Source organism: Leclercia sp. G3L (genome assembly GCF_021117075.1).
GTDB lineage: Bacteria > Pseudomonadota > Gammaproteobacteria > Enterobacterales > Enterobacteriaceae > Enterobacter > Enterobacter adecarboxylatus_C.
This window is the reverse complement of sequence record NZ_CP088265.1, coordinates 1,062,172-1,085,792: the sequence shown is the minus strand read 5'-3', so window position 1 is coordinate 1,085,792 and position 23,621 is coordinate 1,062,172. Positions and strand designations below refer to the sequence as shown.

Here is a 23,621-nt window from a genome sequence, read left to right as displayed (position 1 = left end):
AGAGGAGAACAGTGTGAAGTTAACAACAGTGGCGATTGTCGCCGTCGACGGGTTCAGCCCCTTTCACTACTCTGTGCCCTGCATTCTTTTTGGCGATACCGTATCGGGTAAAAAGCGCTTTAACGTGACGATCTGCGCCGAAAACCCGGGGTTACTGACCTCCCGGGAGGGTTTCGCCCTCAATGCCACGCAGGATTATTCCGCCATCAGGCAGGCCGATATCGTCGTGGTGCCTTACTGGGCACACGTGCTTGAATGCCCGCCGCAGACGTTGCTCGACAGCCTGGTGCAGGCGAGAGACAACGGAGCGGAAATCGTCGGGCTGTGTCTGGGGTCATTTGTCCTCGGATATGCAGGCATTCTGGATGGCAAACGGGCGGCGACTCACTGGGAATTTGAACGCCAGTTCCAGTCGCTGTTCCCGGCGGTAGAGCTGGATATCAATGCGCTTTACGTCGATGACGACAACATCATCACCTCTGCCGGGACCGCCGCCGCGCTGGACTGTTGCCTGTACATCATCCGGCAGCGCTTTGGCAGCGAGGTCGCCAACCAGATTGCCCGCCGGATGATCGTCCCGCCGCACCGCGAGGGCGGGCAGGCGCAGTTTATTGCCCAGCCGGTGCCGGAAACGACCCGCGATGCGCGGATCAACAACCTGATCGATTATCTCCAGCGTAATATCAGCCAGCCGCTGAACCTGGATACGCTGGCAGAGAGCGTGGCGATGAGTCGCCGCACGCTGACCCGCCATTTTATGAAAGCCACCGGGATGAGTGTTGCCTCGTGGATCACCGCCGAACGCCTGCGGCGTAGCCAGCTGTTGCTGGAGAGCAGCAATCTGCCGATCGAGGCGGTGGCGGAGCAGGTGGGGTACCTCTCAGCCGTGACCTTGCGCCAGCAGTTTAAGGCCCGCTTTGGCGTCAGCCCGGCGGAGTGGCGCAAAACGTTCCGTATGCGATCGTAGGCCGGGTAAGCGCAGCGCCACCCGGCATTTACCCCAGCTTCTCCATCCGCGTTTCCCCTTCCACCATCGACAGCTGATAGAGCGAAAACGATCGGTGCTTTTCAATCAACGTCGCCAGCTCCGGGGAGTGACTGGTGAGCCAGATCTGCGAGTAACGGCTGGCCTCGGCAATCAGACTCGCCAGCGCGGGCAGCATCTGCGGATGCAGGCTGTTTTCCGGTTCATTGAGGGCGATAAAGGCGGGCGGGCGCGGGCTTAACAGCGCCACCGCCAGACAGAGAAAACGCAGCGTGCCGTCGGAAAACTCCGCGGGCTCCAGCGGTCTGCTTAAGCCTTCACGCTGCATCATCATGCGAAAACGCCCGCCGGTGTTGTCGCTGTAAAACACGCAGCCGGGGAAGGCCTGGTCGAGGATGCGCATCAGCAGCAGCTCGTCGCCAATCTCGACAATGGTCTGAAAGGCCGCGGCCAGGTTTGCGCCGTCGCTGGCCAGCACCGGGGAGCGGAACCCCACCTGCGGGGCGCGGATCGCCGAGCCGGAGGAGACGGAAAACTCATGATAAAAGCGCCAGTTACGCAAAGACTCGCGCATCTGCGACACTTCCGGGTAGAGGTGCGGCTCCCCCAGCTGCCCGAACACCGATTCGTTCTCGTACAGCGTGCCGCTGTGGGTCACTTTTTCGTGATGCACGTTATTAAGAAACACGGCCTGATTCTTGCGCTTCATTAGCTGTGACGACGGGCGTCGGTGCTGGCCGCTCAGCCAGATGGACTCCTCTTTGATCACCGGATCGAGCTGAAACTGTGAGGGATAAGGCAGCTTTTCGACAAAGCCCACCTGCAGTTCATATTCGTAAGTCTCGGTTTCCACCGCCAGGTTCATGCGCCGCAACCGATCGCTGCGGGTTTTGCCCGCCCAGAAGACCTTTAAAATCCCGCCTTCATTGGCCAGCGCCTGGGAAAACTGCCCCTGCGCCGCGCTGTGCATCAGGTGGATCGCCTTGTAAATATTGGATTTCCCGGTGCCGTTCGGACCGAAGACGATATTGAGCTGCTGCAGATCCAGCGACAGGTCGCGAATCGAGCGGTAGTTTTGAATATGCAGGGTATTGATCATCGGCGGACCCACTTTGGCGGACTAATCCTGTACAAAGTTACAGTGTTCTACGCAAAGTGCAAAAAAAAGACGACAGTGAGGTGTCGTCTAAACGGGGTAGTGCTTCGGGCCTCTCAGGGTCAATGGGGCCTCGCATTTGACATTCAGGTAACGGCCAGACGCAAACCTAGATCGTTGGGATAGGGATCAAAGTAGTTCTGCGTCATCAGATACCGGTCGGGATATTCGGCCAGATAGTGTTTCAGTAGCGTGAGCGGGGCGAGAATCGGCAGTAATCCGTCGCGATAATGCAGGATCACGTCGCGTAATTCGCCGCGCTGGCGGCTGTTCAGCTGGTTACGGAAATAGCCCTGAATATGCATCAGCACATTAGTGTGGTTTTTCCGCGACGCGGGTTTTCTGAGGATCGTCATTAGCTTTTCGCGATAGGCCTCGAAGAAGGCCTCCAGATCGTCCCACTCGTGCAGCGAGGCGACGAACGGACCAATCTCGCGGTAGCCCGCCTGATGGTGCGCCAGCAGCTGGAGTTTGTAACGGCTATGGAAATCCAGCAACCCGCGGCGCGTCAGGCCATTCGCCCGCAGCGTATTCAGCTCATGAAGCGCGAAAACCCGCTCGACAAAGTTCTCCCGCAGCACCGGGTCATGCAGGCGTCCATCTTCCTCCACCGGTAGCCACGGCCAGGCTTCAAGCAGGGCGGCGGTGAACAGCCCGACACCCTCCTTGCGACCCGCATTACCCTTTTCATCATACAGCCGCACGCGTTCCATGCCGCAGCTTGGCGATTTAGCACAGACGATAAATCCGCAGAGATCGCCCAGTTTCGGCACATAACCTGCTGCAAAGTCGGTCATTTTTTGGGTGACTTCTTCGTGAGGCGCTTTGCTGAACCGCATCTGCGTCTCACCGCTGGCGATCTGCGTCAGGCGCAGCGCCGGGCGAGGTGTCGGCAGGCCGATCGCCATTTCCGGACAAACGGGCCGGAAGTTCACCCACTCTGCCAGTTCATCCATGACAAAGCCCATACGCTTATGGCCGCCGTCGAAGCGAACGGCGGAACCGGTCAAGCATCCGCTAATACCCAGCACTGGTTTCGTTGTCATGATGTGCACCTCCAGAGTGACTCTTTAAAAGTTACACAAAATGATTATTTTGTCCAAGTATTGGCGGATATATTTTTTATTATCTATACATATCAACCAGTTTTAGCTGCCCTTATAGGTCGAATAACCGTACTGGCTGAGCAGCAGTGGAATGTGAAGTTTTTCGTTGGTGCGGGTGACGGTAAACAGCACCGGGATCTCCGGGAAGAACGACTCCAGCTTGTTGCCGTGGAAGTATTCTGCCGTTTTGAAGGTCACTTTATAAACGCCAGGCTGCATATCCTGATCCGCCGGATAGAGCGATTTAATGCGTCCGTCCTGGTCAGTTTTGCCGCTGGCAAGCGGGGTCCATTTATCCTGCTGCTGCTTTTCCAGCGTAACGGTGACGCCCGGCGGCGGCGTGCCGGTTTGCTGGTCAAGAATATGCACGCTCAGGGTGCCGGCAGGGGCGGCACCAAAGGCGACAGGGGCAAAGGCCATAGCGGCGAGGATCAGCAGAGGGGCAGTTTTTTTCATCATGTTTTCCTGTGGAGTGATAAGTCACAGGAAAACGTTAGCATTTGCCGCGCGGGAAAATATTCAACTTTTCGTGAAGATTCCCGCAGGAGAAAATAATCAGAGGATAATTACCTCAAGGGCAACCTGCTGCTGCCACTGTTCCACCTGCTTTTTGCGCGCGGCGGTGAGTTTACCGCTGGTGACCAACAGCCACTGGCGGTCCGGGAAGATCTCCGGTGCCAGCGCGGCAGGGGGAATGGGCAGGATGTTAATACGGTGGCCCTGGCCGGTGCGCGCCAGGGCTTCGAGCCAGATTTCGCACGGATCGTTCAGGTGCCAGCCGCTGAGCAGGAGGTTGTCGCCCGGCGCTTTTTTATCGCTCTCAAGGCAAAACGAGGCGTAGGCGATGATGATGCCATCAAGAATTTCGCGCAGGGTCATGACGGCAGGAACGTTGGCCGAGACCTGGCTGCGCAGCGGGCGTAGCACGTTTACGACCAGCTCCGGGCGCGGATACTCGCGACCGGCATCGTAAATCATCTGGCGCAGGGATTCGATTTTGCCCGCCTGCAAACGCTGCAGCATGGTCTGTTGCAGCGTTTGCCAGTTGTTGGTCCGGCTCGGGGCAGGGCGTTCCAGAAGCGGCTTCACCTGGCCGATGGGCACACCTTTTTTCACCCAGTCGAGGATTTTCAGCGCCTGCTGGATATCTTCGTCGCTGTACTGGCGATGGCCGCCCTCGGTGCGCTGGGGCTTGAGTAAACCGTAGCGACGCTGCCATGCCCGCAGCGTAGTAGCGGTGATCCCGCTGAGTCTGGCGAATTCGCCGATGGAGTAAGCCATGCCTGCGTCCGAAAGGGGGGAATAATCTCAATATACTACGAATATTTTCCGGCGGGATGAAGCGCCAGATCGGTGCACTACACTTTAATTCAAAACGTGCAAATGACAGGAGTTCTCATGAAACTATGGCCCGTTGTGACCGGTGTCGCCATTGCGCTGACTCTGGTTGCCTGTAAATCCCCTACGCCGCCGAAAGGCGTGCAGCCGATCACCAATTTTGACGCCAGCCGCTATCTGGGCAAGTGGTACGAAATCGCCCGTCTGGAAAACCGCTTTGAGCGCGGCATGGAGCAGGTGACCGCCACCTACGGCAAGCGCAGCGACGGCGGGATCAGCGTGCTTAACCGGGGCTATGATCCGTTGAAGCGCAAGTGGAGTGAGAGCGAAGGCAAAGCCTATTACACCGGCGAGCCAACTACCGCTGCGCTGAAGGTCTCGTTCTTCGGCCCGTTCTACGGCGGTTATAACGTGATCAAGCTGGACGATGACTACCAGTACGCGCTGGTCAGCGGCCCGGATCGCGACTATCTGTGGATCCTGTCGCGTACGCCAACCATTCCGGATGCGGTTAAGCAGGATTATCTCAATACCGCGCGCAGCCTGGGCTTCCGGGTGGATGAGCTGGTATGGGTGAGACACTAAAGATCGTGCTTTCTTCCTGGAGCAATGTGCGGGCAGGGGAATAGACTTGCGTCATGGGCACACGGGAGATGACATATGCACTGGCAACCCTTTCGCGGCACCGCGCCGACCACCATGACGATCTACAGCGCGTCGTTTCCCGATGTCAGCGACAACTGGCCGATGAAAGACGAAGTGACGCGTGAGCTGAACGCCGTCGATCGAGCCTTAAAGGCGGACCCGCAGCTAATGCCGCCGTTGATTGAAAAGGATGCCAGCGGCGAGAAGACGATTAAATGTCAGCATCAGTGGTCTGAAAAGGCTTTCGCGACACGCCCGGCGGTCGTCGCCTGGCGTACCCGGCTGGTGCCCACCGCGCTGGCCCTGTACGCCATCCAGAACCCGCTGGATGAGCATCTCCCCGACGGCACCCGGATGGACAGCCGCAGCCGCCAGTGGTTTATCCACGCCAACGATGCTATCGGCATCCGTTCCCGGGCGAAGGTGCTCTCCGTGCTGGCGGAACAGTATCTGCATAATGACATCGACAACGTCTGGGTCAGCCTCGCCAGCGGGGCGGCCGTCCCGGTGCTGGAGGCGCTGCGCAGCACCCATCTGGACGGTCAAAAAGTGCATTTAACCCTGGTGGATTACGATCCCGTCTCCCTGCGCTGGGCAGAGAAAATGGCCGCCGCCGAAGGGCTGAGAGTCGGGGAGCAGGTGACGATATTGCAGCGCGATCTGAAAGACGGCCTGATCCACAGCGACAAACTGATACAGGAACTGGGCGAAGGTAAGGTCGAGCTGGTGGACGCGCTGGGGATCTTCGAATACTTCAACGACACCGAGGCAGTGACCTTCCTGCAACATGTCCTGCGCCTGATTAAACCCGGCGGAGCGCTGATTATCTCCAATATGCTCACCAGCAGCCCGCAGATTGATTTCGCCCTGCGCTGTATCGGCTGGACGCCCATCTTCCCGCGTACGTTGCAGCAGCTGCAGGATATTCATCTCGCGGCGGGTATCGCAGTGGAAAACGTCACGGTGATCGTGCCGAAAGACGGGGTATATGCGATGATGGAGGTGCGGGTTTAGGTTCCCTCTCCCGTCGGGAAAGGGTAATCGTTAACACTTGATTAAGATCTATTGCCCTATCATGATCGCATTATGAAAATCGAAACCGCAGTTCCTTCACACTTTGAACGTCTCGTCGCGATCTGGGAGTCCTCCGTTCGTGCCACTCACCATTTTCTGCAGGAGAGCGATATCACGGCGTTACGCCCGTTATTACTCAACGCTTATCTGCCAAATTTAAACGTTGTTATTGCCCGGGATGAAACCGGCGCCATTCACGGCTTTTTGGGCGTGGATGAAAACCGCATTGAAATGCTGTTCGTCGATGATGCGAGCCGGGGGAAAGGCGTTGGCTCGCTGTTGCTGAAGTACGCCATTGACCATTTCGGCGCTAACGAGGTGGACGTCAACGAACAAAACCCGCAGGGCGTGGGGTTTTATCAGCATATGGGGTTTGTGCAGACCGGGCGGTCAGAGCTGGACGGGCAGGGCAATCCGTTCCCGTTGCTGCATATGCGGTATGGCGGTTAACTGCCGCACATTCGACCCCCTCTCTCCTCTTTGGAAGAGAGGGGGTTCCAGAAGCCGATTAGTTACTCGTAATCTGCCCAACGATCACGCCACGCACTTTCTCGCCATTGAAGTAATAAGAGACGGTATTGCTTTGAATGAATCCGCCCTGAACGGGGGTTTCCTGATAAAAAAGAACAGCCTCCTTTTTTATTTCCTCATTATTACCGAATGACTGAGCGATATCCTGGCGAGAGGCATCAAGCAGGGATCTCTTCCCTATGGAAACGCGAATGGATGCTGGCGATGCTACACACTCTTTATAATTGCCGTCTTTAGCTATCGCAATAGCAGTGAGTAACCCCCTCCCCATTTCATTATCGGAAATAAACCAATAATTTATACCGTCTTTTGAATGCAGGCAGAGCCAGCGAGCAGAGCTGTCTGTCTGAATAGGTATATCAGCAATATCCGTCAGGGAAGTCGTCTCCATCTGAATGGCTTTGTTGCCGATAGTGACAACAGGAGAAAGCGGAAACGCTGCTGCGATTTCCGGTATAGAGATATCCTCCTGATAATATTGCTTTGCAAAGCCGGTCATTTGCTCTGCGTAAACGTATTGACTGGCCGAAAGCAGCACCAGGAATAAAGTCGATAAGCGTTTCATCTGACTATCAGCTCCGTATCGTCACTTTTCCATATGCTCCTTCTGGCACTTAATGGAGCAATAATACATCCTTCAGATGAGTCTTCCGGATGCTGGCTGCTTTTCCCATGAATTTTGAACGCATCTCTCCCGCACATATCATTTGTCGAATAAGGTGTAAGGCTGAGGGTATATTTCCCAGTGTGGGCAGAATTATAGGGCGCACCGATAGTATATTTTCCCCGCGGCAGGGGCCCGCTGTTTTTGACGCACTCCTGAGCGGGATCGTTCTTATATCCACTAGCCCCAGCGTAATCAGCATCGAACTGGTAGACGCCATCGAGATAAAATTTGTGTTCTTTTACGTCATATTCCCACGACATATATCCTCCTTAGTCTCTTTCTTTCCATGTGTCTGAATGGATGATGTTTCCGTCAAGGTAATGCCACGTAATTTTTTCATATGTCAGGTCGATATACTCCTGATGCGTATTGCGTGCATTTTGAGGGTGTTTGATATCAAACATGACGGGCTCGATTTGAACGACCTTCGCGTTCTTTAAGGTTGTTTTGAAGTATGCTTCCTCCAGTCCGTTATAATTTATTCGATAAAATATGAATTCTGCTTTTTTTAACGTTTGGCCCGTGCTGAGAGCCTTATATAACCAAGGGGATGATGAATCAATCTCTTTCATGAATGCATAAGAGCTATATATGCGCTTGGATGTTATTTTTCCGGAAAATTTATCGATTGGTTGCTCCACTGAATGCATTAATTCAATGACTTCAATTGAACCCTCGCGGTTTTTTATGTCAACTGAGCCTTTAATCGAACGACCAGAATCATCTTCAAGCCACAAATAAACAGGTATAGCCATTTCCACCTCCTTATGTAGATTTAAAATAAAATACATTTAGTTAAAGGCTTATAATGTGATTCGTGCCTGAAAAGGAGTTTTTAAATAGTGCGGAATGTTACTATTAATTATGGAATATTATTTACAGGGATTATCTATTGGATTAAATGCATTATTGCTATGCATCGCCGGGTGACGGCTTCGCCTTACCCGGCCTACAAAATCCGCCTTGAGCGAACGTTACGCCACGGCAAGCGCCCCTTCAATCCCTTTTAGCTTCTGCTGCGCCAGCTTTAACTCAGCGAGCAGCGCCTTCTCATGCGGATTGTGCGCCATCACCACGATGCAGCCATCCATGACTTTTATCGTGACTTTATCCCCGGTATCAAACCCCGCAGTACGCAGCCATTTGCCGGAAAGGATCAGATTTGGCGTACTGCGATCGAGACCTTGCGGGCGATATCCCACAATTAATGTACGCTCAGTTCCGGTTGCGGTGATGTCTGGGGTAGAATGTGAATCAGCCATAATCAACTCCTTGATAGTTGGTGAGGTTAGACGCCCTTTAGTGCTCGAACACTACCGGGCGTTGCTTGAAATCTGAATCCATGTGGTAGGTACCACGTGGTGATAAACTAACCGAAATGGTACCTACCATGCAAGAAAAAAAGAAGCCAAATTTTGACCGCACCAAAAGCACGATGAAGAACATCCGGTTTGAGGATGAGCTTTTGGAGCAGATTGAGAAAGCTGCGGGGAAAGGTAATTTTAGTAAGTGGGTGAAAGAGGCTTGCAGATTAAGGTTATCGATTAAGTAGGTTTCATAAGCCGCCCTTATAATAAAGTTATTAATAAGGAAATAAATATTATGAGTGATGTGGATTATTTTAAGCAAGCTCAGCATTATTATTCTCAGGTTCCAACAATTATTCTTGGAAGCGGAGCATCTGCTGCATTTTGATTAGCTGGTATGGGGGCGTTAGCTAAACATCTTATTGAAAAAATTGATCTAGGTGATTGTGATAATGAATGTATTGATAAATGGGAACAATTCGTCCATTTATTGAATAGCGGCAAAGATCTTGAATCAGCATTATTAGAAGTTCGACTGCCAGCATTTCTTACATCGAAAATAGTCAATATGACGTGGGAGCTATTAAATCCTCAGGATTTAGATGTTTTCTCAAAATCTATTCATGCCGCTAATTTCTTTGCATTATCTGAATTAATTTCGTCTTTGTTTAGAAGTGCACTTAAAGAAATAAATCTAATAACAACGAATTATGATAGGCTGGCAGAATATGCAGTAGAACATTCTGGGCATCATCATTATACTGGCTTTTCCCATGGATTTTATAGGCAACAGAAAAACAATACTTATTTAAGTTGCCAACCTATTGTTAATATTATGAAAGTTCATGGAAGCTTAGATTGGTTTTGTAGCCCTTACGGAGATGTCATTGGGTACACGCAATTAAATAAAATCCCCCCAAAGCATACTCCTAAAATTGTTACTCCAGGAATAGAAAAATATTCAACGACCTATCATGAGCCTTTTAGGACAATAATACAAATGGCCGATAAAGCCATTAATAATGCTAAGTCATATTTATGTGTTGGATTTGGCTTCAATGATGAACATATCCAGGAAAAACTAGTAGAGAAATGCGTGAGAGAAAATGCTTGTATTACTCTAATTACTTGGGAATTAAGTAATTCAGCACGAAACTTTCTACTTAATGGAAGCGTGTCCAACTATCTTGCAATAGAGCGTGGAGAAAATGATGGGCAATCAATCATCTATAGCTCACAAAATAAAGATCCAATTATAGTGAATGAGAATTATTGGAGTTTAGAGGGTTATTTAAAACTTATTCTATAAGGAGTAAATATGGCAATTTTTAACTACACAGATGAGCAAGCTTTAGGGAAGGTTATTTCTGTTGATACATCAACTGTTATTATAAATATAGATTTGCCAGATAATTTGAAACGATTGCAAGTAAATAGATTAGTGGTTCTACAAAGCTCCAAACCCGGTCAGCATTTAATTGGATTAATCACTCAAGTTACAAGAAAGAAAATACTAAATAATGACTTGGATGATGAGCAAGTTGAATAAATAAATTTATGCAAAGTAACACTTATTGGAACTTTGCTAGATAAAAGTGGTGTTTTGAATAATGTCTTTAGACGTACTCTTGAAAGAGTGCCAGAAATTGATGCCAATTGCTTTACTCTTGAAGGAGAATATTTAACATTATTTATGCGTGTATTGTCAAATGCATCTGCAGAAGGTAATGCTTTAACTCTTGGTAAGTATACTTTAGACGATAACGCGATAGCATATCTTAGGTAATGACTCCAACTTACTGATAGTGTTTTATGTTCAGATAATGCCCGATGACCTTGTCATGCAGCTCCACCGATTTTGAGAACGACAGTGACTTCCGTCCCAGCCTTGCCAGATGTTGTCTCAGATTCAGGTTATGCCGCTCAATTCGCTGAGTGTAACGCTTGCTGATTACGTGCAGCTTTCCCTTCAGGCGGGATTCATACAGCGGCCAGCCATCCGTCATCCATACCACGACCTCAAAGGCCGACAGCAGGCTCAGAAGACGCTCCAGTGTGGCCAGAGTGCGTTCACCGAAGACGTGCGCCACAACCGTCCTCCGTATCCTGTCATACGCGTAAAACAGCCAGCGCTGACGTGATTTAGCACCGACGTAGCCCCACTGTTCGTCCATTTCAGCGCAGACAATCACATCACTGCCCGGCTGTATGCGCGAGGTTACCGACTGCGGCCTGAGTTTTTTAAGTGACGTAAAATCGTGTTGAGGCCAATGCCCATAATGCGGGCGGTTGCCCGGCATCCAACACCATTCATGGCCATATCAATGATTTTCTGGTGTGTACCGGGCTGAGAGGCGGTGTAAGTGAACTGTAGCTGCCATGTTTTACGGCAGTGAGAGCAGAGATAGCGCTGATGTCCGGCAGTACTTTTACCGTTACGCACCACGCCTTCAGTAGCTGAGCAGGAGGGACAACTGATGGAGATGGAAGCCACGGGAGCACCTCAAAAACACCATCGTACACTAAATCAGTAAGTTGGCACCATTACCCATATCTTAATGGTAATAAGTTTTTCCAAAAACATGCTTTTATTGGCGGGAGTACTGGTTCAGGTAAATCATGGCCAACTGCTAAAATTGTCGAACAAATGGCAAGTCTTAAGTTTTCGAATTCTATTGTGTTCGATCTTCATGGTGAATATTCACCATTGCAACATGAAAATATAACTCATTTTAAGGTTGCTGGGCCATCAGAGGTCGAAAGCGGTGGTATGATAAGCGACGGGATAATTTATTTACCATACTGGCTTTTATCTTATGAAGGTCTTGTTTCAATCATGGTTGATAGGTCAGATCAAAATGCACCTAATCAAGCTATGATTATTTCTAGAGAGATTAATAAAGCAAAAAGGGATTATCTGATTAATGCCGGTGAGAAAGATGTACTTGAAAGTTTCACAATTGATAGTCCCGTTCCATTTGATATACAAGCTCTTTTAAAAAAACTCGATGAAATCAACTCTGAAATGGTTGAAGGAAGTCGCGGGCAAAAAATGGGAGAGTTCAATGGTAAGTTGTCAAGATTAATCGCTAGACTTGAAAATAAAATCACAGATAGGCGTCTTGGATTTCTTTTTAATGCAGGCAACGATAGCCTTCGTTTTGAATGGCTAAGCGAGTTAACAAATTATTTATTTGGTAGCAAACTTGAAAATAAGTTTGGTGGAGTAAAAATAATAAATTTCTCAGAATTCCCATCTGACATTTTACCTTTGATGGTTTCTCTAGTAGCTAGATTAGCATTTTCCCTCCAACAGTGGACACCATCAGCAGAAAGACACCCTATAGCATTATTATGTGATGAGGCGCATTTATATATACCACAAAAAACAAATCTGGATGCGGCAGATCAAATATCGATTGGTGTATTTGAAAGAATAGCGAAAGAAGGTCGAAAATATGGTTTGAGTTTGGTAGTGATTAGTCAACGTCCTTCTGAGGTAAATAAAACAATTTTAAGTCAGTGCAGTAATTTTGTCTCAATGAGATTAACTAATGCTGATGATCAAGCGGTGATTAGAAAATTACTGCCAGAAAATTTAGGTGGATTTAGTGAGTTATTACCTATGCTGGATACAGGGGAAGCATTAGTTGTCGGAGATGCAAGCCTCTTACCTACAAGAGTTAGAATTGATGAGCCTACTAATAAACCTAATAGCGGAACAGTTGATTTCTGGGATGAGTGGCAAAAAGAAACAGTAGAAGGAAGGATAAAAAAAGCCGTTATAAATTGGAGAAGACAGAATTTATCATAGTGAGAATATATAAAAAATCTTCCGCCATTTCGATCTGATTTGGCGGAAGATCACAGGAGTCGAACCTGCCCAGGACCGCTGGCGGCCCCAACTGGATTTGAAGTCCAGCCACCTCACCGGAGATGACGATCTTCCGCGCCTCGATTGCTACATGGAGGCGGGGCGCATTATAGCTACTTTCAATCATTTACCCCATCTTTTCCCTCACTTATTTCACCCCTTTTTTGACCTGCGCTAACCCTCCAGCGTAAACCATAAGAAAATCCTCAGCTTACATTTTCCGCCTCCGCACTTTTAACGCGATTACAAAAAACAAGAAACGTAAAAACGTAACCAGAAAACGCAATACCTGCCTGGAAGGGGATGGTTTACAAGAAATGTAACCGGTCTCAGCGCCCCTACGCGTGAAGGAAAAACAATGAAAAGCGAAGTCTTATCCGTCAAAGAGAAAATTGGTTACGGCATGGGTGACGCCGCAAGTCACATCATCTTCGACAACGTCATGCTCTACATGATGTTCTTCTACACTGATATCTTCGGTATCCCCGCCGGGTTCGTCGGCACCATGTTCCTGCTGGCGCGCGCGCTGGATGCCATCTCCGACCCCTGCATGGGGCTGCTGGCCGACCGCACACGCAGCCGCTGGGGTAAGTTCCGCCCGTGGATCCTGTTCGGTGCCATCCGCTTTGGCCTGGTCTGCGTGCTGGCCTACACCACGCCGGACCTCAGCCTGAACGGCAAGATGATCTACGCCGCCGTTACCTACACCCTGCTGACCCTGCTCTATACCGTGGTTAACATCCCTTACTGCGCGCTGGGCGGGGTGATCACCAACGACCCGACGCAGCGTATCTCCCTCCAGTCCTGGCGCTTTGTGCTGGCGACGGCAGGCGGCATGCTCTCCACGGTGCTGATGATGCCGCTGGTGAATATGATTGGCGGCGAGGATAAAGCGTTCGGCTTCCAGGGCGGCATCGCGGTGCTGTCGGTGGTGGCCTTCCTGATGCTGGCGTTCTGCTTCTTCACCACCAAAGAGCGCATCCAGGTGCCGCCGAGCACCACCTCCATGCGCGAAGATCTGCGCGACATCTGGCAGAACGACCAGTGGCGCATCGTCGGGCTGCTCACCATCCTCAATATTCTGGCGGTCTGCGTGCGCGGCGGGGCGATGATGTATTACGTCACCTGGATCATGGGCTCGCCGGAGCTGTTCGTCGCCTTCCTCACCACCTACTGCGTCGGCAACCTGATTGGCTCCGCGCTGGCGAAACCGCTCACCGACTGGAAATGCAAAGTCAGCGTCTTCTGGTGGACCAACGCCCTGCTGGCGGTAGCCAGCGTGGCGATGTTCTTCGTGCCGATGCAGGCCAGCATCACCATGTTTGGCTTTATCTTCGTCATCGGCGTCCTGCACCAGCTGGTGACGCCGATCCAGTGGGTGATGATGTCCGATACCGTCGATTACGGCGAGTGGACCAACGGCAAACGCCTGACCGGCATCAGCTTTGCGGGCACGCTGTTCGTGCTCAAGCTTGGCCTGGCGCTGGGCGGAGCATTAATCGGCTGGATGCTGGCAGGCGGCGGCTATGATGCCGCAGCCAAAAGCCAGAACAGCGCCACCATCAGCATCATCATTGCCCTGTTTACCCTTGTCCCGGCGGCGTGCTACCTGCTGAGCGCGGTGATCGCCAAACGCTACTACAGCCTGAAAACGCCATTCCTGATGAAAATCATGAACGACCTGGCGCAGGGCGCGCGTCGTAATCAGCAGGAATTCAACAATCTGCCGGTCAGCAAAGAATTGCAGAACTAAGAGGACGAAAGCATGAAAATCAGTGACGGAAACTGGCTTATCCAACCGGGCCTGAACGTGACGTATCCGGTTCAGGTATTCGATGTGGAGAAGCAGGGCAACGACCTGGTGGTCTATGTCGCCCCGCGCGACGTGCGCGAGCGCACCTGGCAGCTCGACACCCTGATGTTCACCGTGCGTCTGTTTGCGCCGCAGGAGGGGATTGTCGGTGTGCGCATCGAGCACTTCCAGGGGGCGCTGGATAACGGCCCGCACTATCCGCTCAACGTCCTGAAAGACGTCAGCGTCCAGATTGAAAACAACGCGGAATTTGCTGAGCTGAAAAGCGGCAACGTCAGCGTCCGCGTCACCAAAGGCGAGTTCTGGGCGCTCGATTTCCTCAGAAACGGCCAGCGCATCACCGGTAGCCAGCTGAAAAACAACGGCTACGTGCAGGACGGCAACAGCGATCGCAACTACATGTTCGAGCGTCTGGATCTGGGGGTGGGCGAAACCGTCTACGGCCTCGGCGAGCGCTTCACCGCCCTGGTACGCAACGGCCAGACGGTCGAAACCTGGAACCGCGACGGCGGCACCAGCACCGAACAGTCATACAAAAATATCCCGTTCTACCTCACCAACCGCGGCTACGGCGTGCTGGTGAATCACCCGGAAAACGTCTCCTTTGAAATCGGCTCCGAGAAGGTGTCGAAGGTGCAGTTCAGCGTCGAGGGCGAGTACCTGGAGTATTTCGTTATCGACGGCCCGACGCCGAAAGAGGTGCTCAACCGTTACACGCAGTTCACCGGGCGTCCGGCGCTGCCGCCGGCCTGGTCGTTTGGCCTGTGGCTCACCACCTCGTTTACCACCAACTACGACGAAGCGACGGTGAACAGCTTTATCGACGGCATGGCGGAGCGCGACCTGCCCCTGCAGGTCTTCCACTTCGACTGCTTCTGGATGAAGGCCTTCCACTGGTGCGATTTCGAGTGGGACCCGGCGACCTTCCCGGACCCGGAAGGGATGATCCGCCGCCTGAAGGAGAAAGGGCTGAAGGTCTGCGTGTGGATCAACCCTTACATCGGGCAGAAATCACCGATCTTTAAGGAGCTGAAAGAGAAGGGCTACCTGCTGAAACGCCCGGACGGCTCCCTGTGGCAGTGGGATAAGTGGCAGCCGGGGCTGGCGATCTACGACTTTACTAATCCGGAAGCCTGCACATGGTATGCCGACAAGCTGAAAGGCCTGGTGGATATCGGCGTCGACTGCTTCAAAACCGACTTCGGCGAGCGCATCCCGACCGACGTGCAGTGGTTCGACGGCTCCGATCCGCAGAAGATGCACAACCACTACGCCTACATCTACAACGAGCTGGTGTGGAACGTGCTGAAAGAGACGGTAGGCGAAGAGGAGGCGGTGCTGTTTGCCCGTTCGGCCTCGGTGGGGGCGCAACAGTTTCCGGTGCACTGGGGCGGGGACTGCTACGCCAACTACGAGTCGATGGCCGAAAGCCTGCGCGGCGGGCTGTCGATCGGCCTCTCCGGGTTCGGATTCTGGAGCCACGATATCGGCGGGTTCGAAAACACCGCCCCGGCGCACGTCTACAAACGCTGGTGCGCGTTCGGGCTGCTCTCCAGCCACAGCCGCCTGCACGGCAGCAAATCCTATCGGGTGCCGTGGGCGTATGACGACGAGTCCTGCGACGTGGTGCGCCACTTCACGCAGCTCAAATGCCGGATGATGCCGTACCTGTACCGCCAGGCGGCGCTGGCCCGTGAGTTCGGTACCCCGATGCTGCGGGCGATGATGCTCGAGTTCCCGGACGATCCGGCCTGTGACTATCTCGACCGCCAGTACATGCTGGGGGATTCGGTGATGGTGGCCCCGGTGTTCAGCGAAGCGGGCGACGTGCAGTTCTACCTGCCGGAAGGGCGCTGGACGCACCTGTGGCGCAACGACGAGGTGCAGGGCAGCCGCTGGCATAAACAGCAGCACGACTTCCGCAGCCTGCCGGTCTACGTGCGTGACAACACCCTGCTGGCGCTGGGCAATAACGACCAGAAGCCGGACTATGCGTGGAATGAAGGCACCGCTTTCCAGCTGTTTAACCTCGACGATGGTGCCACGGCGGTAAGCGAGGTGCCGGCGGCCAACGGTGCCGTGGCCTTTACCCTGACCGCGACGCGCAACGGGGATACCCTGACGTTAAAAGGGCGTGGCGAAGCGCGGAACTGGTCGGTCTGTTTGCGCAATGTGCATCAGATTAGCGGCGTGAAAGGCGCGTCACATGCGGGGAGCGAGTGGGGCGTGGTGGTGAAAACGGAGGGGGAGGAGGTCGTGATCCACCTCTGAGCCGTCTGTAAAACGCCCGGTGGCGCTGCGCTTACCGGGCCTACGGTTTTGATGTTGTAGGCCGGGTAAGGCGAAGCCGCCACCCGGCGATGCAGTGCGGCCTGATGCCCGGTGGCGCTATCGCTTACCGGGCCTACGGTGTTGGTGCGGGTGTTTCAACCGTACTCACCGCCCCACCCGTCATCGTCTGCGTGACCTGCTGTTTATCCATATTCACCGCATTCAGCCTGCCGTTGACCGTCGGCTTCAACGGCGAATCTTTCTGCACATTGCCGCTGGCGGTGAGCTGAATATTGCCGTCGCCCGTCACCGGCAATGCCGGCCAGCCCCACTGCTGGATCACGTTTAACGGCACACCGCGTCCGGTCAGGTTGATGGTGGTCTGCCGCACCGGCGTCTGCGAAACGCTGGCCTTCGCTTCCAGAATCCCTTTTTCGGTAAAGGCGCTCAGCTCATTGATGGCAATGGTCGAGGCGTTAGCCGTAAGCGACAGCGAAGGACGACGCACGTCCACGCGGTTAAAGGTGGCGGCCGCGCCGTTCAGGGTGGCGGTGCCCGCCCATACGCCCCACTGGCGATCTTTCGCCAGCTGCAGGTTGGTGCCATAGCCGTCGAGGGCGGTGATCTGCCAGGGGAAAGCGGTGTCCACGTCGATCACCAGGTTACGGCTCAGGCCAAATTTACGCAGCGTGACGCTGTGCAGCCATTCCGGCAGGGTCTCCATCCACTGCGTTTTCCAGTTCTCCGGCAGGGTGTATTCCAGCCCGGCGACGGCGACATCATCCAGTACCAGCGCTTTCCCGCTGCGCAACCAGTTGCCGGAGGTGCGCACCATCCCGCCTTCCCAGCGCGAGGTGAACTGGCGCAGGGCGATCCCTTGCGGAGAGAATTCCGCATTGAGGATCGGGTCGAACAGATGCACCGAGCCGTAGATATATTCGCTGGCGTTCATCGACAGGCGGCCATCCTCGCTCTGCCAGTCGCCCTGGCTCAGGGTCAGGTTGCGCAAGCTTAAGTCGAGATCGGTAACCGCCCAGTCCGGCCCCTGAAGGCGGGCGTCGGTTACGTCCAGGCGGCCAATCTGCAACGACGGCAGGGTGGTGATGGGGGCAAAGAAGTCAGACAGCGATTTATCGCTCTGCAGGCGGATGTCGTTCAGGCGCATGTTGTCCACCTTCCAGCCGCCGTTGGCGTCGCGACGCGCGGTGCCGGTGAGCGAGCCCCGCGCCATGTCGGCACCGATGGTGATCAGGATCACCTCTTTGTCGGTCAGCTCGCCCTCGATCAGCACGTTGCTGGCCGGGACGCCGTTCAGCGTCAGCGACCCGGCGCTAATCTGGATGTTGGCTTTTTTACCCAGCACGTTGCCCGCTTCAGGATTCCAGGGGCGCACGCCGCCGGTGACCTTCTGTGCGCTCAGATCCCACGCGGTATTCGGGCTGTTAAACGCCATGTTGTTCAGCAGCAGGCGATCGGCCTGGAAGGGAAGAGGTGCCGTCTGCGGGGAGAGGTTCAGCGTGCCGTCAAACAGGGTGATGGTATCCATGTGCAGCGGATCGGTGAGCTGTCGGCTGCTCACGCCGATATCCACCATCTTCGCGACCAGAGTCGCGGGTTGACCGTCGCGCCCGAAGGTGACGTTTTTCAGCACCAGGTGCGTGGGCGAAGAGAAACGATGATCCATCAGGTCAAAATTGAGTTCGTAGTCGGTGTTTACCGTGATCCAGCTGCTGACCTGCGCCGCGCCCCAGCGGGTCTGAACAAGGATATAGAGCGCGAGGATCGCAATAAGCACAACGGCCAGAATACCGACGAGAAGCTTTCCAATAAATTTCATGGTCTTCCATCACGTAAAACGTACATAAAGGAGTTATGCACGATTTATGCGCAATGCTCAAGGCGGGAAGGGCGGAATTCTGGGTTACGGCAGCAGTTGCCTGCTGCCGTGAAAGGGATCAGTTCTTTTCTGGCGGGAAAATCAGGTTCAGAACGATAGCGGTGATCCCGCCGGCAGCGATGCCGGAGGAGAGCAGGTTTTTCACCCAGTCCGGGGCAAACTGCAGGATCAGCGGCTGCTGAGACACGCCCAGACCGACCGCCAGCGACAGGGCGATGATCATGATAGCGCGGCGGTTCAGCGGCTCGCGGGAGACGATACGCACGCCCGATGCCGCGATGGTACCGAACATCACCAGCGTTGCGCCGCCGAGCACCGGCTCAGGAATGTGCTGCACAAAGCCACTGACCGCCGGGAACAGACCGAGCACGATCAGCATCAACGCTACCACAAAGCCCACGTAGCGGCTGGCCACGCCGGTCAACTGGATCACGCCGTTGTTTTGACCGAAGCAGGAGTTCGGGAAGGTGTTGAACACGCCGGAGACAAAGGAGTTCAGACCGTTAGCCAGCACACCACCCTTGAGGCGCTTCATGTACAGCGGGCCAGAGACCGGCTGCTCAGAGACGTCGGAGGTGGCGGTGATATCCCCGATGGTTTCCAGAGAGGTGATCATAAACACCAGCATCAGCGGCAGGAGCAGGTTCCAGTCGATACCCAGGCCGTAGTAGAGCGGCGTCGGGACCACGATCAGCGGGCTGTCGGTCGCGGCGCTGGACTGCGGCAGCATACCCATCGCCCAGGCGGCCAGGTAGCCTGCCGCCATGGCGATCACCAGCGAGGCGACGCGCAGGTACGGGTTACGCTGACGGTTGAGCAGAATAATGATTGCCAGCACCACGCCCGCCAGCAGCAGGTTTTTCGGGGCGCCGAAGGTGTGGTCGGCCATTGCGGCGTAGCCGCCGCCGATAGAGGTCAGGCCCACCTGAATCAGCGACAGGCCGATAATCATCACCACCACGCCGGAGACCAGCGGGGTAATAATGCGGCGCGCCAGGTGCAGCACGCGGGAGATGACCATCTCGGTGCAGCTTGCCAGCATCAGGGTGCCGAACAGCGCCGCCATCATCGTCGGCACATCCGCGCCGCCGGTTTTCAGCGCCGTACCGCCCATGATCAGCGGAGCCACAAAGTTAAAGCTGGTGCCCTGAATCGACAGCAGGCCGGAACCTACCGGACCCCAGGCTTTAATCTGAATGATGGAGGCTACGCCTGAAGCAAACAGCGACATGCTGATGATGTGCTGGGTGTCCTGCGCCGGTAAGCCGAGCGCCTGGCAGATCAGCAGGGCAGGGGTGATGACGGCCACAAACATCGCCAGCAGATGCTGACAGGCGGCGAACAAGGTCTGCGCCAGCGGTGGACGGTCTTCAAGACGGTAAATCAGTTCACTGTTATGCGGCTGCGCAATCGGTTGCGCATCTTGCTGTTCAACGGCGTTAACGGACATCTGCTGCGATCCCCAGGAAGAAAAGCGGGCATTTTAGCCGAGTGGATGAGAAAAGCAAACGATTGCTCGCAAAAATCACAGAGAAATCCCGCCGCTTATTACGGCTTTTCTGTCACGCCAGGGCAAAGTTCATTACACTCCTGCTCCCGATTGCGCTTAAGTCGCGCAATCGGTTCAGGAAAACGCGCATGTTGATGGAGCACGTGCCATATAAGGAGCCCACTATGATTCATCTCGATACGTTGTCGACCCTCGTTGCGGCAACGCTGGTTTTACTGCTTGGCCGTAAACTGGTTCACAGTGTCCCCCTTTTCAGAAAATACACCATCCCGGAGCCCGTCGCGGGCGGACTGCTGGCTGCCGTTGCGCTGCTGGTGCTGAAAAAAAGCATGGGCTGGGAAATAAACTTTGATATGTCGCTAAAAGACCCGCTGATGCTGGCCTTTTTCGCCACCATCGGCCTGAACGCTAACCTCGCCAGCCTGCGGGCAGGCGGCAAAGTGCTGGGCGTGTTCTTAATTGTGGTGGTCGGGCTGCTGGTGATGCAGAACGCCATCGGTATCGGTATGGCTTCCCTGCTGGGGCTGGATCCGCTGATGGGTCTGCTGGCCGGCTCGATTACCCTTTCCGGTGGGCACGGCACCGGTGCGGCCTGGAGTAAGCTGTTTGTTGAGCGCTATGGCTTCCAGAATGCCACCGAAGTGGCGATGGCCTGCGCCACCTTTGGCCTGGTGCTGGGCGGCCTGATTGGCGGGCCGGTGGCGCGCTATCTTGTAAAACACTCCGCCACCCCGAACGGCTGCCCGGAAGATGAAGCGGTGCCGTCGGCGTTCGAAAAGCCGGACGTTGGACGCATGATCACTTCCCTGGTGCTGATCGAAACCATAGCGCTTATCGCCATCTGTCTGACGGCGGGCAAGGTGATTGCGCAACTGCTGGCGGGGTCCGCGCTGGAGCTGCCAACCTTTGTCTGCGTGCTGTTTGTGGGGGTGCTCCTCAGCAATGGCCTGGCCCTGATAGGTTTTTATCGCGTCTTTGAACGTGCGGTATCGGTGCTGGGCAACGTCTGCCTCTCGCTGTTCCTGGCGATGGCGCTGATGAGCCTTAAGCTGTGGGAACTGGCCTCGCTGGCGCTGCCGATGCTGGTTATTCTGGTCGTGCAAGCTCTGTTTATGGCGCTGTATGCGATGTTCGTCACCTGGCGGTTGATGGGCAAAAACTACGACGCGGCGGTGCTTGCAGCCGGACATTGCGGCTTTGGTCTGGGGGCAACGCCGACGGCCATCGCCAACATGCAGGCCATCACCGAGCGTTTCGGTCCGTCACATATGGCGTTTCTGGTGGTGCCGATGGTGGGGGCGTTCTTTATTGATATCGTCAATGCGCTGGTGATCAAACTCTATCTGATGCTGCCGATGTTTGGCTGATCAGGCGTTCGAGTATCGTTCGGTCTCGGGCATCCAGCGCTCGATTAACGCTGCCGCCTGGTCGGGGTAGCGGTCATGGATATGGCGTGCCAGACGCTGTACTTCAGGGATCATACCCTGATCGCGCAGCAAATCGGCCACTTTAAACTCGGCGTTACCGGTCTGGCGGGTGCCGAGCAGCTCTCCCGGGCCACGGATCTCCAGATCCTGTTGCGCAATCACAAAGCCGTCGTTGCTGTCGCGTAAAACCTGTAAACGCTTCTGGGCGGTTTTGGACAGCGGAGCTTTATAGAGCAGCACGCAGTGCGAGGCCACCGCGCCACGTCCTACGCGGCCGCGCAGCTGGTGGAGCTGCGCCAGACCCAGACGTTCCGGGTTTTCGATGATCATCAGGCTGGCATTTGGTACATCCACCCCCACTTCAATCACCGTGGTGGCGATCAGCAGATGCAGATCGCCCTGCTTGAAGGATTGCATCACCGCCTGCTTCTCGGCAGGCTTCATGCGGCCATGCACCAGCCCGACGTTCAGCTCCGGCAGGGCCAGCTTTAACTCTTCCCAGGTGGCTTCCGCCGCCTGGGCTTCCAGCAGATCCGACTCCTCAATCAGGGTACAGACCCAGTAGGCCTGGCGGCCTTCCTGGCAGGCGTTGCGCACCCGATCGATGATGTCGCTGCGGCGCGTGTCCGGAATGGCGACGGTGGTCACCGGCGTACGGCCCGGGGGCAGCTCGTCGATAGTGGAGGTATCGAGATCGGCATAGGCGGTCATCGCCAGGGTACGCGGGATCGGCGTTGCGGTCATGATCAGCTGGTGCGGATGGTACCCCTGCTGGAGCCCTTTCTCCCACAGCGCCAGCCGCTGATGTACGCCGAAACGGTGCTGTTCATCAATGATCACCAGCGCCAGGCCGTGGAACTGCACCTGCTCCTGGAAGATGGCGTGGGTGCCGACAATCATCTGCACCTGACCGCTGGCGATGGCCTCCTGCTGCGCCTGTCGCGCCTTGCCTTTTTGCTTCCCGGCCAGCCAGCCCACTTCAACACCCAGCGGGGCAAACCAGCTGCGGAAGTTATTCGCGTGCTGCTCGGCCAGCAGTTCGGTCGGCGCCATCAGCGCGACCTGTCTGCCGTGCGCAATGGCGCGCAGTGCGGCCAGCGCGGCCACCAGCGTTTTACCGGAGCCAACATCGCCCTGCACCAGGCGCATCATCGGCACGTCCAGCGCCAGGTCGCGCTCGATCTCGGCGGTGACGCGGGCCTGCGCCCCGGTGGGTTTAAACGGCAGCGAGGCCAGCAGTTTATCTTTTAATTCGTTTCGGGCCGGGAGCGGCAGGGCGTGAAAACGCTGCGCCCCGGCGCGTAACGCCAGCATGCTCAGGTTATGCGCCAGCAGCTCTTCCAGAATCAGGCGTCGCTGGGCCGGATGCTGGCCGCTCTCCAGATCGCTGAGTTGCAGCGTCGGCGGCGGGCGGTGCAGGGTGCGCAACGCCTCCGACAGGCTCATCATCCCCTGCGCCAGCTCGGGCGGCAGCAGTTCGGCAATGGCGCAGGTGTCGAGCAGCTCCAGCGCCTGATCGGTCAGCTTGCGCAGCGTCGCCTGCTTGATGCCTTCGGTGGTCGGATAGACTGGCGTCAGCGTCTCCTGCATCTCCGGGGTGCTGAGATCGCCCTGTACGCGGTATTCGGGATGGATCATCTCCGCGCCGTATTTCCCGCGTTTGGCTTCGCCGTAGGCCAGCACCCGTCGCCCGGCGGCGAGGCTGTTTTTCATCGCCGCGCTGAAGTTGAAGAAGCGCATGGTCAGGATGCCGGAGCCGTCGCTGATCTGGCAGGTCATCATCCGGCGACCGCCGAAGGTGATATTGCTGTTTAGCACTTCGCCTTCAACCGTGGCGTAAATCCCGGGCAGCAGATCGCCAATCTGATAGAGCTGGGTGCGGTCTTCATAACGCAGGGGGAGGTGCAGGAGGAGATCCTGCACGGTATGGAGGCCAATTTTTGCCAGTTTGCTGCTCTGGGCCGCGCCAACGCCCGTCAGGGAATTGAGCGGCACAGCATCCAGCAGGCGGCCTTGCATG

The 23,621-nt window shown here is 54.9% G+C and carries 22 protein-coding genes, 1 tRNA gene and 1 pseudogene; 11 read left to right on the top strand and 13 right to left on the bottom strand.

The window, feature by feature from the left end; genetic code table 11:
* The first annotated feature begins 13 nt into the window (after window positions 1–13).
* A complete protein-coding gene (locus LRS40_RS06515; RefSeq protein WP_231313361.1) occupies window positions 14–967 on the top strand; it encodes a GlxA family transcriptional regulator in 954 nt (317 codons plus the stop codon).
* 28 nt (window positions 968–995) lie between these two features.
* On the opposite strand, the gene LRS40_RS06510 is transcribed toward LRS40_RS06515, so the two are convergent.
* The 4 genes from LRS40_RS06510 to LRS40_RS06495 form a co-directional block, all read right to left on the bottom strand.
* On the bottom strand, window positions 996–2,084 hold the full coding sequence (locus LRS40_RS06510) for an AAA family ATPase (RefSeq protein ID WP_142487702.1): 1,089 nt from the start codon (window positions 2,082–2,084) through the stop codon (window positions 996–998).
* Between the two features lie 143 nt (window positions 2,085–2,227).
* On the bottom strand, window positions 2,228–3,187 hold the full coding sequence (locus LRS40_RS06505; protein ID WP_231313360.1) for a DUF523 and DUF1722 domain-containing protein: 960 nt from the start codon (window positions 3,185–3,187) through the stop codon (window positions 2,228–2,230).
* Window positions 3,188–3,289: 102 nt separating this feature from the next.
* Window positions 3,290–3,703, bottom strand: coding sequence for a hydroxyisourate hydrolase (uraH, locus tag LRS40_RS06500; protein WP_142487704.1), 414 nt, complete (start codon window positions 3,701–3,703; stop codon window positions 3,290–3,292).
* Between the two features lie 99 nt (window positions 3,704–3,802).
* Window positions 3,803–4,528 (bottom strand): MerR family transcriptional regulator, encoded by a 726-nt coding sequence (locus tag LRS40_RS06495; protein ID WP_142487705.1) that lies wholly within the window; start codon window positions 4,526–4,528, stop codon window positions 3,803–3,805.
* A gap of 117 nt (window positions 4,529–4,645) precedes the next feature.
* Here LRS40_RS06495 and LRS40_RS06490 point away from each other — a divergent pair, with 117 nt between their 5' ends.
* The 3 genes from LRS40_RS06490 to LRS40_RS06480 all read left to right on the top strand — a co-directional run bounded on the left by LRS40_RS06490 (window position 4,646) and on the right by LRS40_RS06480 (window position 6,754).
* Window positions 4,646–5,170, top strand: coding sequence for a lipocalin family protein (locus LRS40_RS06490; protein ID WP_231313359.1), 525 nt, complete (start codon window positions 4,646–4,648; stop codon window positions 5,168–5,170).
* 75 nt (window positions 5,171–5,245) lie between these two features.
* Window positions 5,246–6,244 (top strand): cyclopropane-fatty-acyl-phospholipid synthase family protein, encoded by a 999-nt coding sequence (locus tag LRS40_RS06485; RefSeq protein ID WP_231313358.1) that lies wholly within the window; start codon window positions 5,246–5,248, stop codon window positions 6,242–6,244.
* Between the two features lie 72 nt (window positions 6,245–6,316).
* Entirely contained in the window at window positions 6,317–6,754 is a 438-nt protein-coding gene (locus tag LRS40_RS06480) for an acetyltransferase (RefSeq protein WP_142487708.1), read from the top strand.
* Between the two features lie 58 nt (window positions 6,755–6,812).
* Here the strand turns inward: LRS40_RS06480 and LRS40_RS06475 are convergent, their stop codons facing one another.
* From LRS40_RS06475 to LRS40_RS06460, 4 genes are all read right to left on the bottom strand, one after another.
* Entirely contained in the window at window positions 6,813–7,400 is a 588-nt protein-coding gene (locus LRS40_RS06475; protein WP_231313357.1) for a hypothetical protein, read from the bottom strand.
* A complete protein-coding gene (locus LRS40_RS06470) occupies window positions 7,397–7,762 on the bottom strand; it encodes a tlde1 domain-containing protein (RefSeq protein WP_231313356.1) in 366 nt (121 codons plus the stop codon). The genes LRS40_RS06475 and LRS40_RS06470 overlap by 4 nt, the downstream gene beginning before the upstream one ends.
* 9 nt (window positions 7,763–7,771) lie before the next feature.
* On the bottom strand, window positions 7,772–8,257 hold the full coding sequence (gene tssD / locus LRS40_RS06465; RefSeq protein ID WP_231313355.1) for a type VI secretion system tube protein TssD: 486 nt from the start codon (window positions 8,255–8,257) through the stop codon (window positions 7,772–7,774).
* A gap of 219 nt (window positions 8,258–8,476) precedes the next feature.
* Window positions 8,477–8,764 (bottom strand): SymE family type I addiction module toxin, encoded by a 288-nt coding sequence (locus LRS40_RS06460; RefSeq protein ID WP_142487711.1) that lies wholly within the window; start codon window positions 8,762–8,764, stop codon window positions 8,477–8,479.
* A gap of 128 nt (window positions 8,765–8,892) precedes the next feature.
* Here LRS40_RS06460 and LRS40_RS06455 point away from each other — a divergent pair, with 128 nt between their 5' ends.
* From LRS40_RS06455 to LRS40_RS06445, 3 genes are all read left to right on the top strand, one after another.
* On the top strand, window positions 8,893–9,054 hold the full coding sequence (locus LRS40_RS06455; RefSeq protein ID WP_231313354.1) for a YlcI/YnfO family protein: 162 nt from the start codon (window positions 8,893–8,895) through the stop codon (window positions 9,052–9,054).
* Window positions 9,055–9,206: 152 nt separating this feature from the next.
* Window positions 9,207–10,118 (top strand): SIR2 family protein, encoded by a 912-nt coding sequence (locus LRS40_RS06450; RefSeq protein ID WP_231313353.1) that lies wholly within the window; start codon window positions 9,207–9,209, stop codon window positions 10,116–10,118.
* Window positions 10,119–10,127: 9 nt separating this feature from the next.
* Window positions 10,128–10,358, top strand: coding sequence for a hypothetical protein (locus LRS40_RS06445; protein WP_231313352.1), 231 nt, complete (start codon window positions 10,128–10,130; stop codon window positions 10,356–10,358).
* A 247-nt stretch (window positions 10,359–10,605) separates the two neighbouring features.
* Here LRS40_RS06445 and LRS40_RS06440 read toward each other — a convergent pair.
* A protein-coding gene (locus LRS40_RS06440) for an IS1 family transposase (RefSeq protein WP_231312969.1) occupies window positions 10,606–11,303 on the bottom strand; the annotation gives its coding sequence in 2 pieces (ribosomal slippage) (window positions 10,606–11,054 and window positions 11,054–11,303; 699 coding nt in all).
* A 69-nt stretch (window positions 11,304–11,372) separates the two neighbouring features.
* On the opposite strand from LRS40_RS06440, the pseudogene LRS40_RS06435 reads away from it, so the two are divergent.
* A pseudogene (locus LRS40_RS06435) lies at window positions 11,373–12,623 on the top strand (ATP-binding protein); the annotation flags it as partial.
* A gap of 40 nt (window positions 12,624–12,663) precedes the next feature.
* Here LRS40_RS06435 and LRS40_RS06430 read toward each other — a convergent pair.
* A tRNA-Sec gene (locus LRS40_RS06430) sits at window positions 12,664–12,758 on the bottom strand.
* Between the two features lie 283 nt (window positions 12,759–13,041).
* Between LRS40_RS06430 and LRS40_RS06425 the strand changes: the two genes are divergently transcribed.
* Together LRS40_RS06425 and yicI are read left to right on the top strand one after the other, a co-directional pair.
* Window positions 13,042–14,436: a glycoside-pentoside-hexuronide family transporter gene (locus LRS40_RS06425; protein WP_231313351.1), complete on the top strand. Its 1,395-nt coding sequence runs from the start codon at window positions 13,042–13,044 to the stop codon at window positions 14,434–14,436.
* A gap of 12 nt (window positions 14,437–14,448) precedes the next feature.
* A complete protein-coding gene (gene yicI / locus LRS40_RS06420) occupies window positions 14,449–16,767 on the top strand; it encodes an alpha-xylosidase (RefSeq protein ID WP_231313350.1) in 2,319 nt (772 codons plus the stop codon).
* A gap of 133 nt (window positions 16,768–16,900) precedes the next feature.
* Here the strand turns inward: yicI and LRS40_RS06415 are convergent, their stop codons facing one another.
* Window positions 16,901–18,604, bottom strand: coding sequence for an AsmA family protein (locus tag LRS40_RS06415; protein ID WP_231313349.1), 1,704 nt, complete (start codon window positions 18,602–18,604; stop codon window positions 16,901–16,903).
* A 118-nt stretch (window positions 18,605–18,722) separates the two neighbouring features.
* A complete protein-coding gene (locus LRS40_RS06410) occupies window positions 18,723–20,114 on the bottom strand; it encodes an NCS2 family protein (RefSeq protein WP_142487718.1) in 1,392 nt (463 codons plus the stop codon).
* A 224-nt stretch (window positions 20,115–20,338) separates the two neighbouring features.
* Between LRS40_RS06410 and gltS the strand changes: the two genes are divergently transcribed.
* Window positions 20,339–21,541 carry a sodium/glutamate symporter gene (gene gltS, locus LRS40_RS06405; RefSeq protein ID WP_231313348.1) on the top strand — a complete coding sequence of 401 codons (1,203 nt, stop codon included), beginning with the start codon at window positions 20,339–20,341 and terminating at the stop codon, window positions 21,539–21,541.
* Here gltS and recG read toward each other — a convergent pair whose 3' ends face one another.
* Window positions 21,542–23,620, bottom strand: a complete 2,079-nt coding sequence (recG, locus tag LRS40_RS06400; RefSeq protein WP_231313347.1) for an ATP-dependent DNA helicase RecG — start codon at window positions 23,618–23,620, stop codon at window positions 21,542–21,544. It lies immediately after the preceding gene.
* Window position 23,621: the final 1 nt, after the last annotated feature.

Excerpts from the sequence above, each read along its gene's own strand:
- LRS40_RS06510 (WP_142487702.1), bottom strand. The coding sequence starts at position 2,084 with ATGATCAATACCCTGCATATTCAAAACTACCGCTCGATTCGCGACCTG.
- LRS40_RS06505 (WP_231313360.1), bottom strand. The coding sequence starts at position 3,187 with ATGACAACGAAACCAGTGCTGGGTATTAGCGGATGCTTGACCGGTTCC.
- uraH (WP_142487704.1), bottom strand. The coding sequence starts at position 3,703 with ATGAAAAAAACTGCCCCTCTGCTGATCCTCGCCGCTATGGCCTTTGCC.
- LRS40_RS06495 (WP_142487705.1), bottom strand. The coding sequence starts at position 4,528 with ATGGCTTACTCCATCGGCGAATTCGCCAGACTCAGCGGGATCACCGCT.
- LRS40_RS06490 (WP_231313359.1), top strand. The coding sequence starts at position 4,646 with ATGAAACTATGGCCCGTTGTGACCGGTGTCGCCATTGCGCTGACTCTG.
- LRS40_RS06485 (WP_231313358.1), top strand. The coding sequence starts at position 5,246 with ATGCACTGGCAACCCTTTCGCGGCACCGCGCCGACCACCATGACGATC.
- LRS40_RS06480 (WP_142487708.1), top strand. The coding sequence starts at position 6,317 with ATGAAAATCGAAACCGCAGTTCCTTCACACTTTGAACGTCTCGTCGCG.
- LRS40_RS06475 (WP_231313357.1), bottom strand. The coding sequence starts at position 7,400 with ATGAAACGCTTATCGACTTTATTCCTGGTGCTGCTTTCGGCCAGTCAA.
- LRS40_RS06470 (WP_231313356.1), bottom strand. The coding sequence starts at position 7,762 with ATGTCGTGGGAATATGACGTAAAAGAACACAAATTTTATCTCGATGGC.
- tssD (WP_231313355.1), bottom strand. The coding sequence starts at position 8,257 with ATGGCTATACCTGTTTATTTGTGGCTTGAAGATGATTCTGGTCGTTCG.
- LRS40_RS06460 (WP_142487711.1), bottom strand. The coding sequence starts at position 8,764 with ATGGCTGATTCACATTCTACCCCAGACATCACCGCAACCGGAACTGAG.
- LRS40_RS06455 (WP_231313354.1), top strand. The coding sequence starts at position 8,893 with ATGCAAGAAAAAAAGAAGCCAAATTTTGACCGCACCAAAAGCACGATG.
- LRS40_RS06450 (WP_231313353.1), top strand. The coding sequence starts at position 9,207 with ATGGGGGCGTTAGCTAAACATCTTATTGAAAAAATTGATCTAGGTGAT.
- LRS40_RS06445 (WP_231313352.1), top strand. The coding sequence starts at position 10,128 with ATGGCAATTTTTAACTACACAGATGAGCAAGCTTTAGGGAAGGTTATT.
- LRS40_RS06425 (WP_231313351.1), top strand. The coding sequence starts at position 13,042 with ATGAAAAGCGAAGTCTTATCCGTCAAAGAGAAAATTGGTTACGGCATG.
- yicI (WP_231313350.1), top strand. The coding sequence starts at position 14,449 with ATGAAAATCAGTGACGGAAACTGGCTTATCCAACCGGGCCTGAACGTG.
- LRS40_RS06415 (WP_231313349.1), bottom strand. The coding sequence starts at position 18,604 with ATGAAATTTATTGGAAAGCTTCTCGTCGGTATTCTGGCCGTTGTGCTT.
- LRS40_RS06410 (WP_142487718.1), bottom strand. The coding sequence starts at position 20,114 with ATGTCCGTTAACGCCGTTGAACAGCAAGATGCGCAACCGATTGCGCAG.
- gltS (WP_231313348.1), top strand. The coding sequence starts at position 20,339 with ATGATTCATCTCGATACGTTGTCGACCCTCGTTGCGGCAACGCTGGTT.
- recG (WP_231313347.1), bottom strand. The coding sequence starts at position 23,620 with ATGCAAGGCCGCCTGCTGGATGCTGTGCCGCTCAATTCCCTGACGGGC.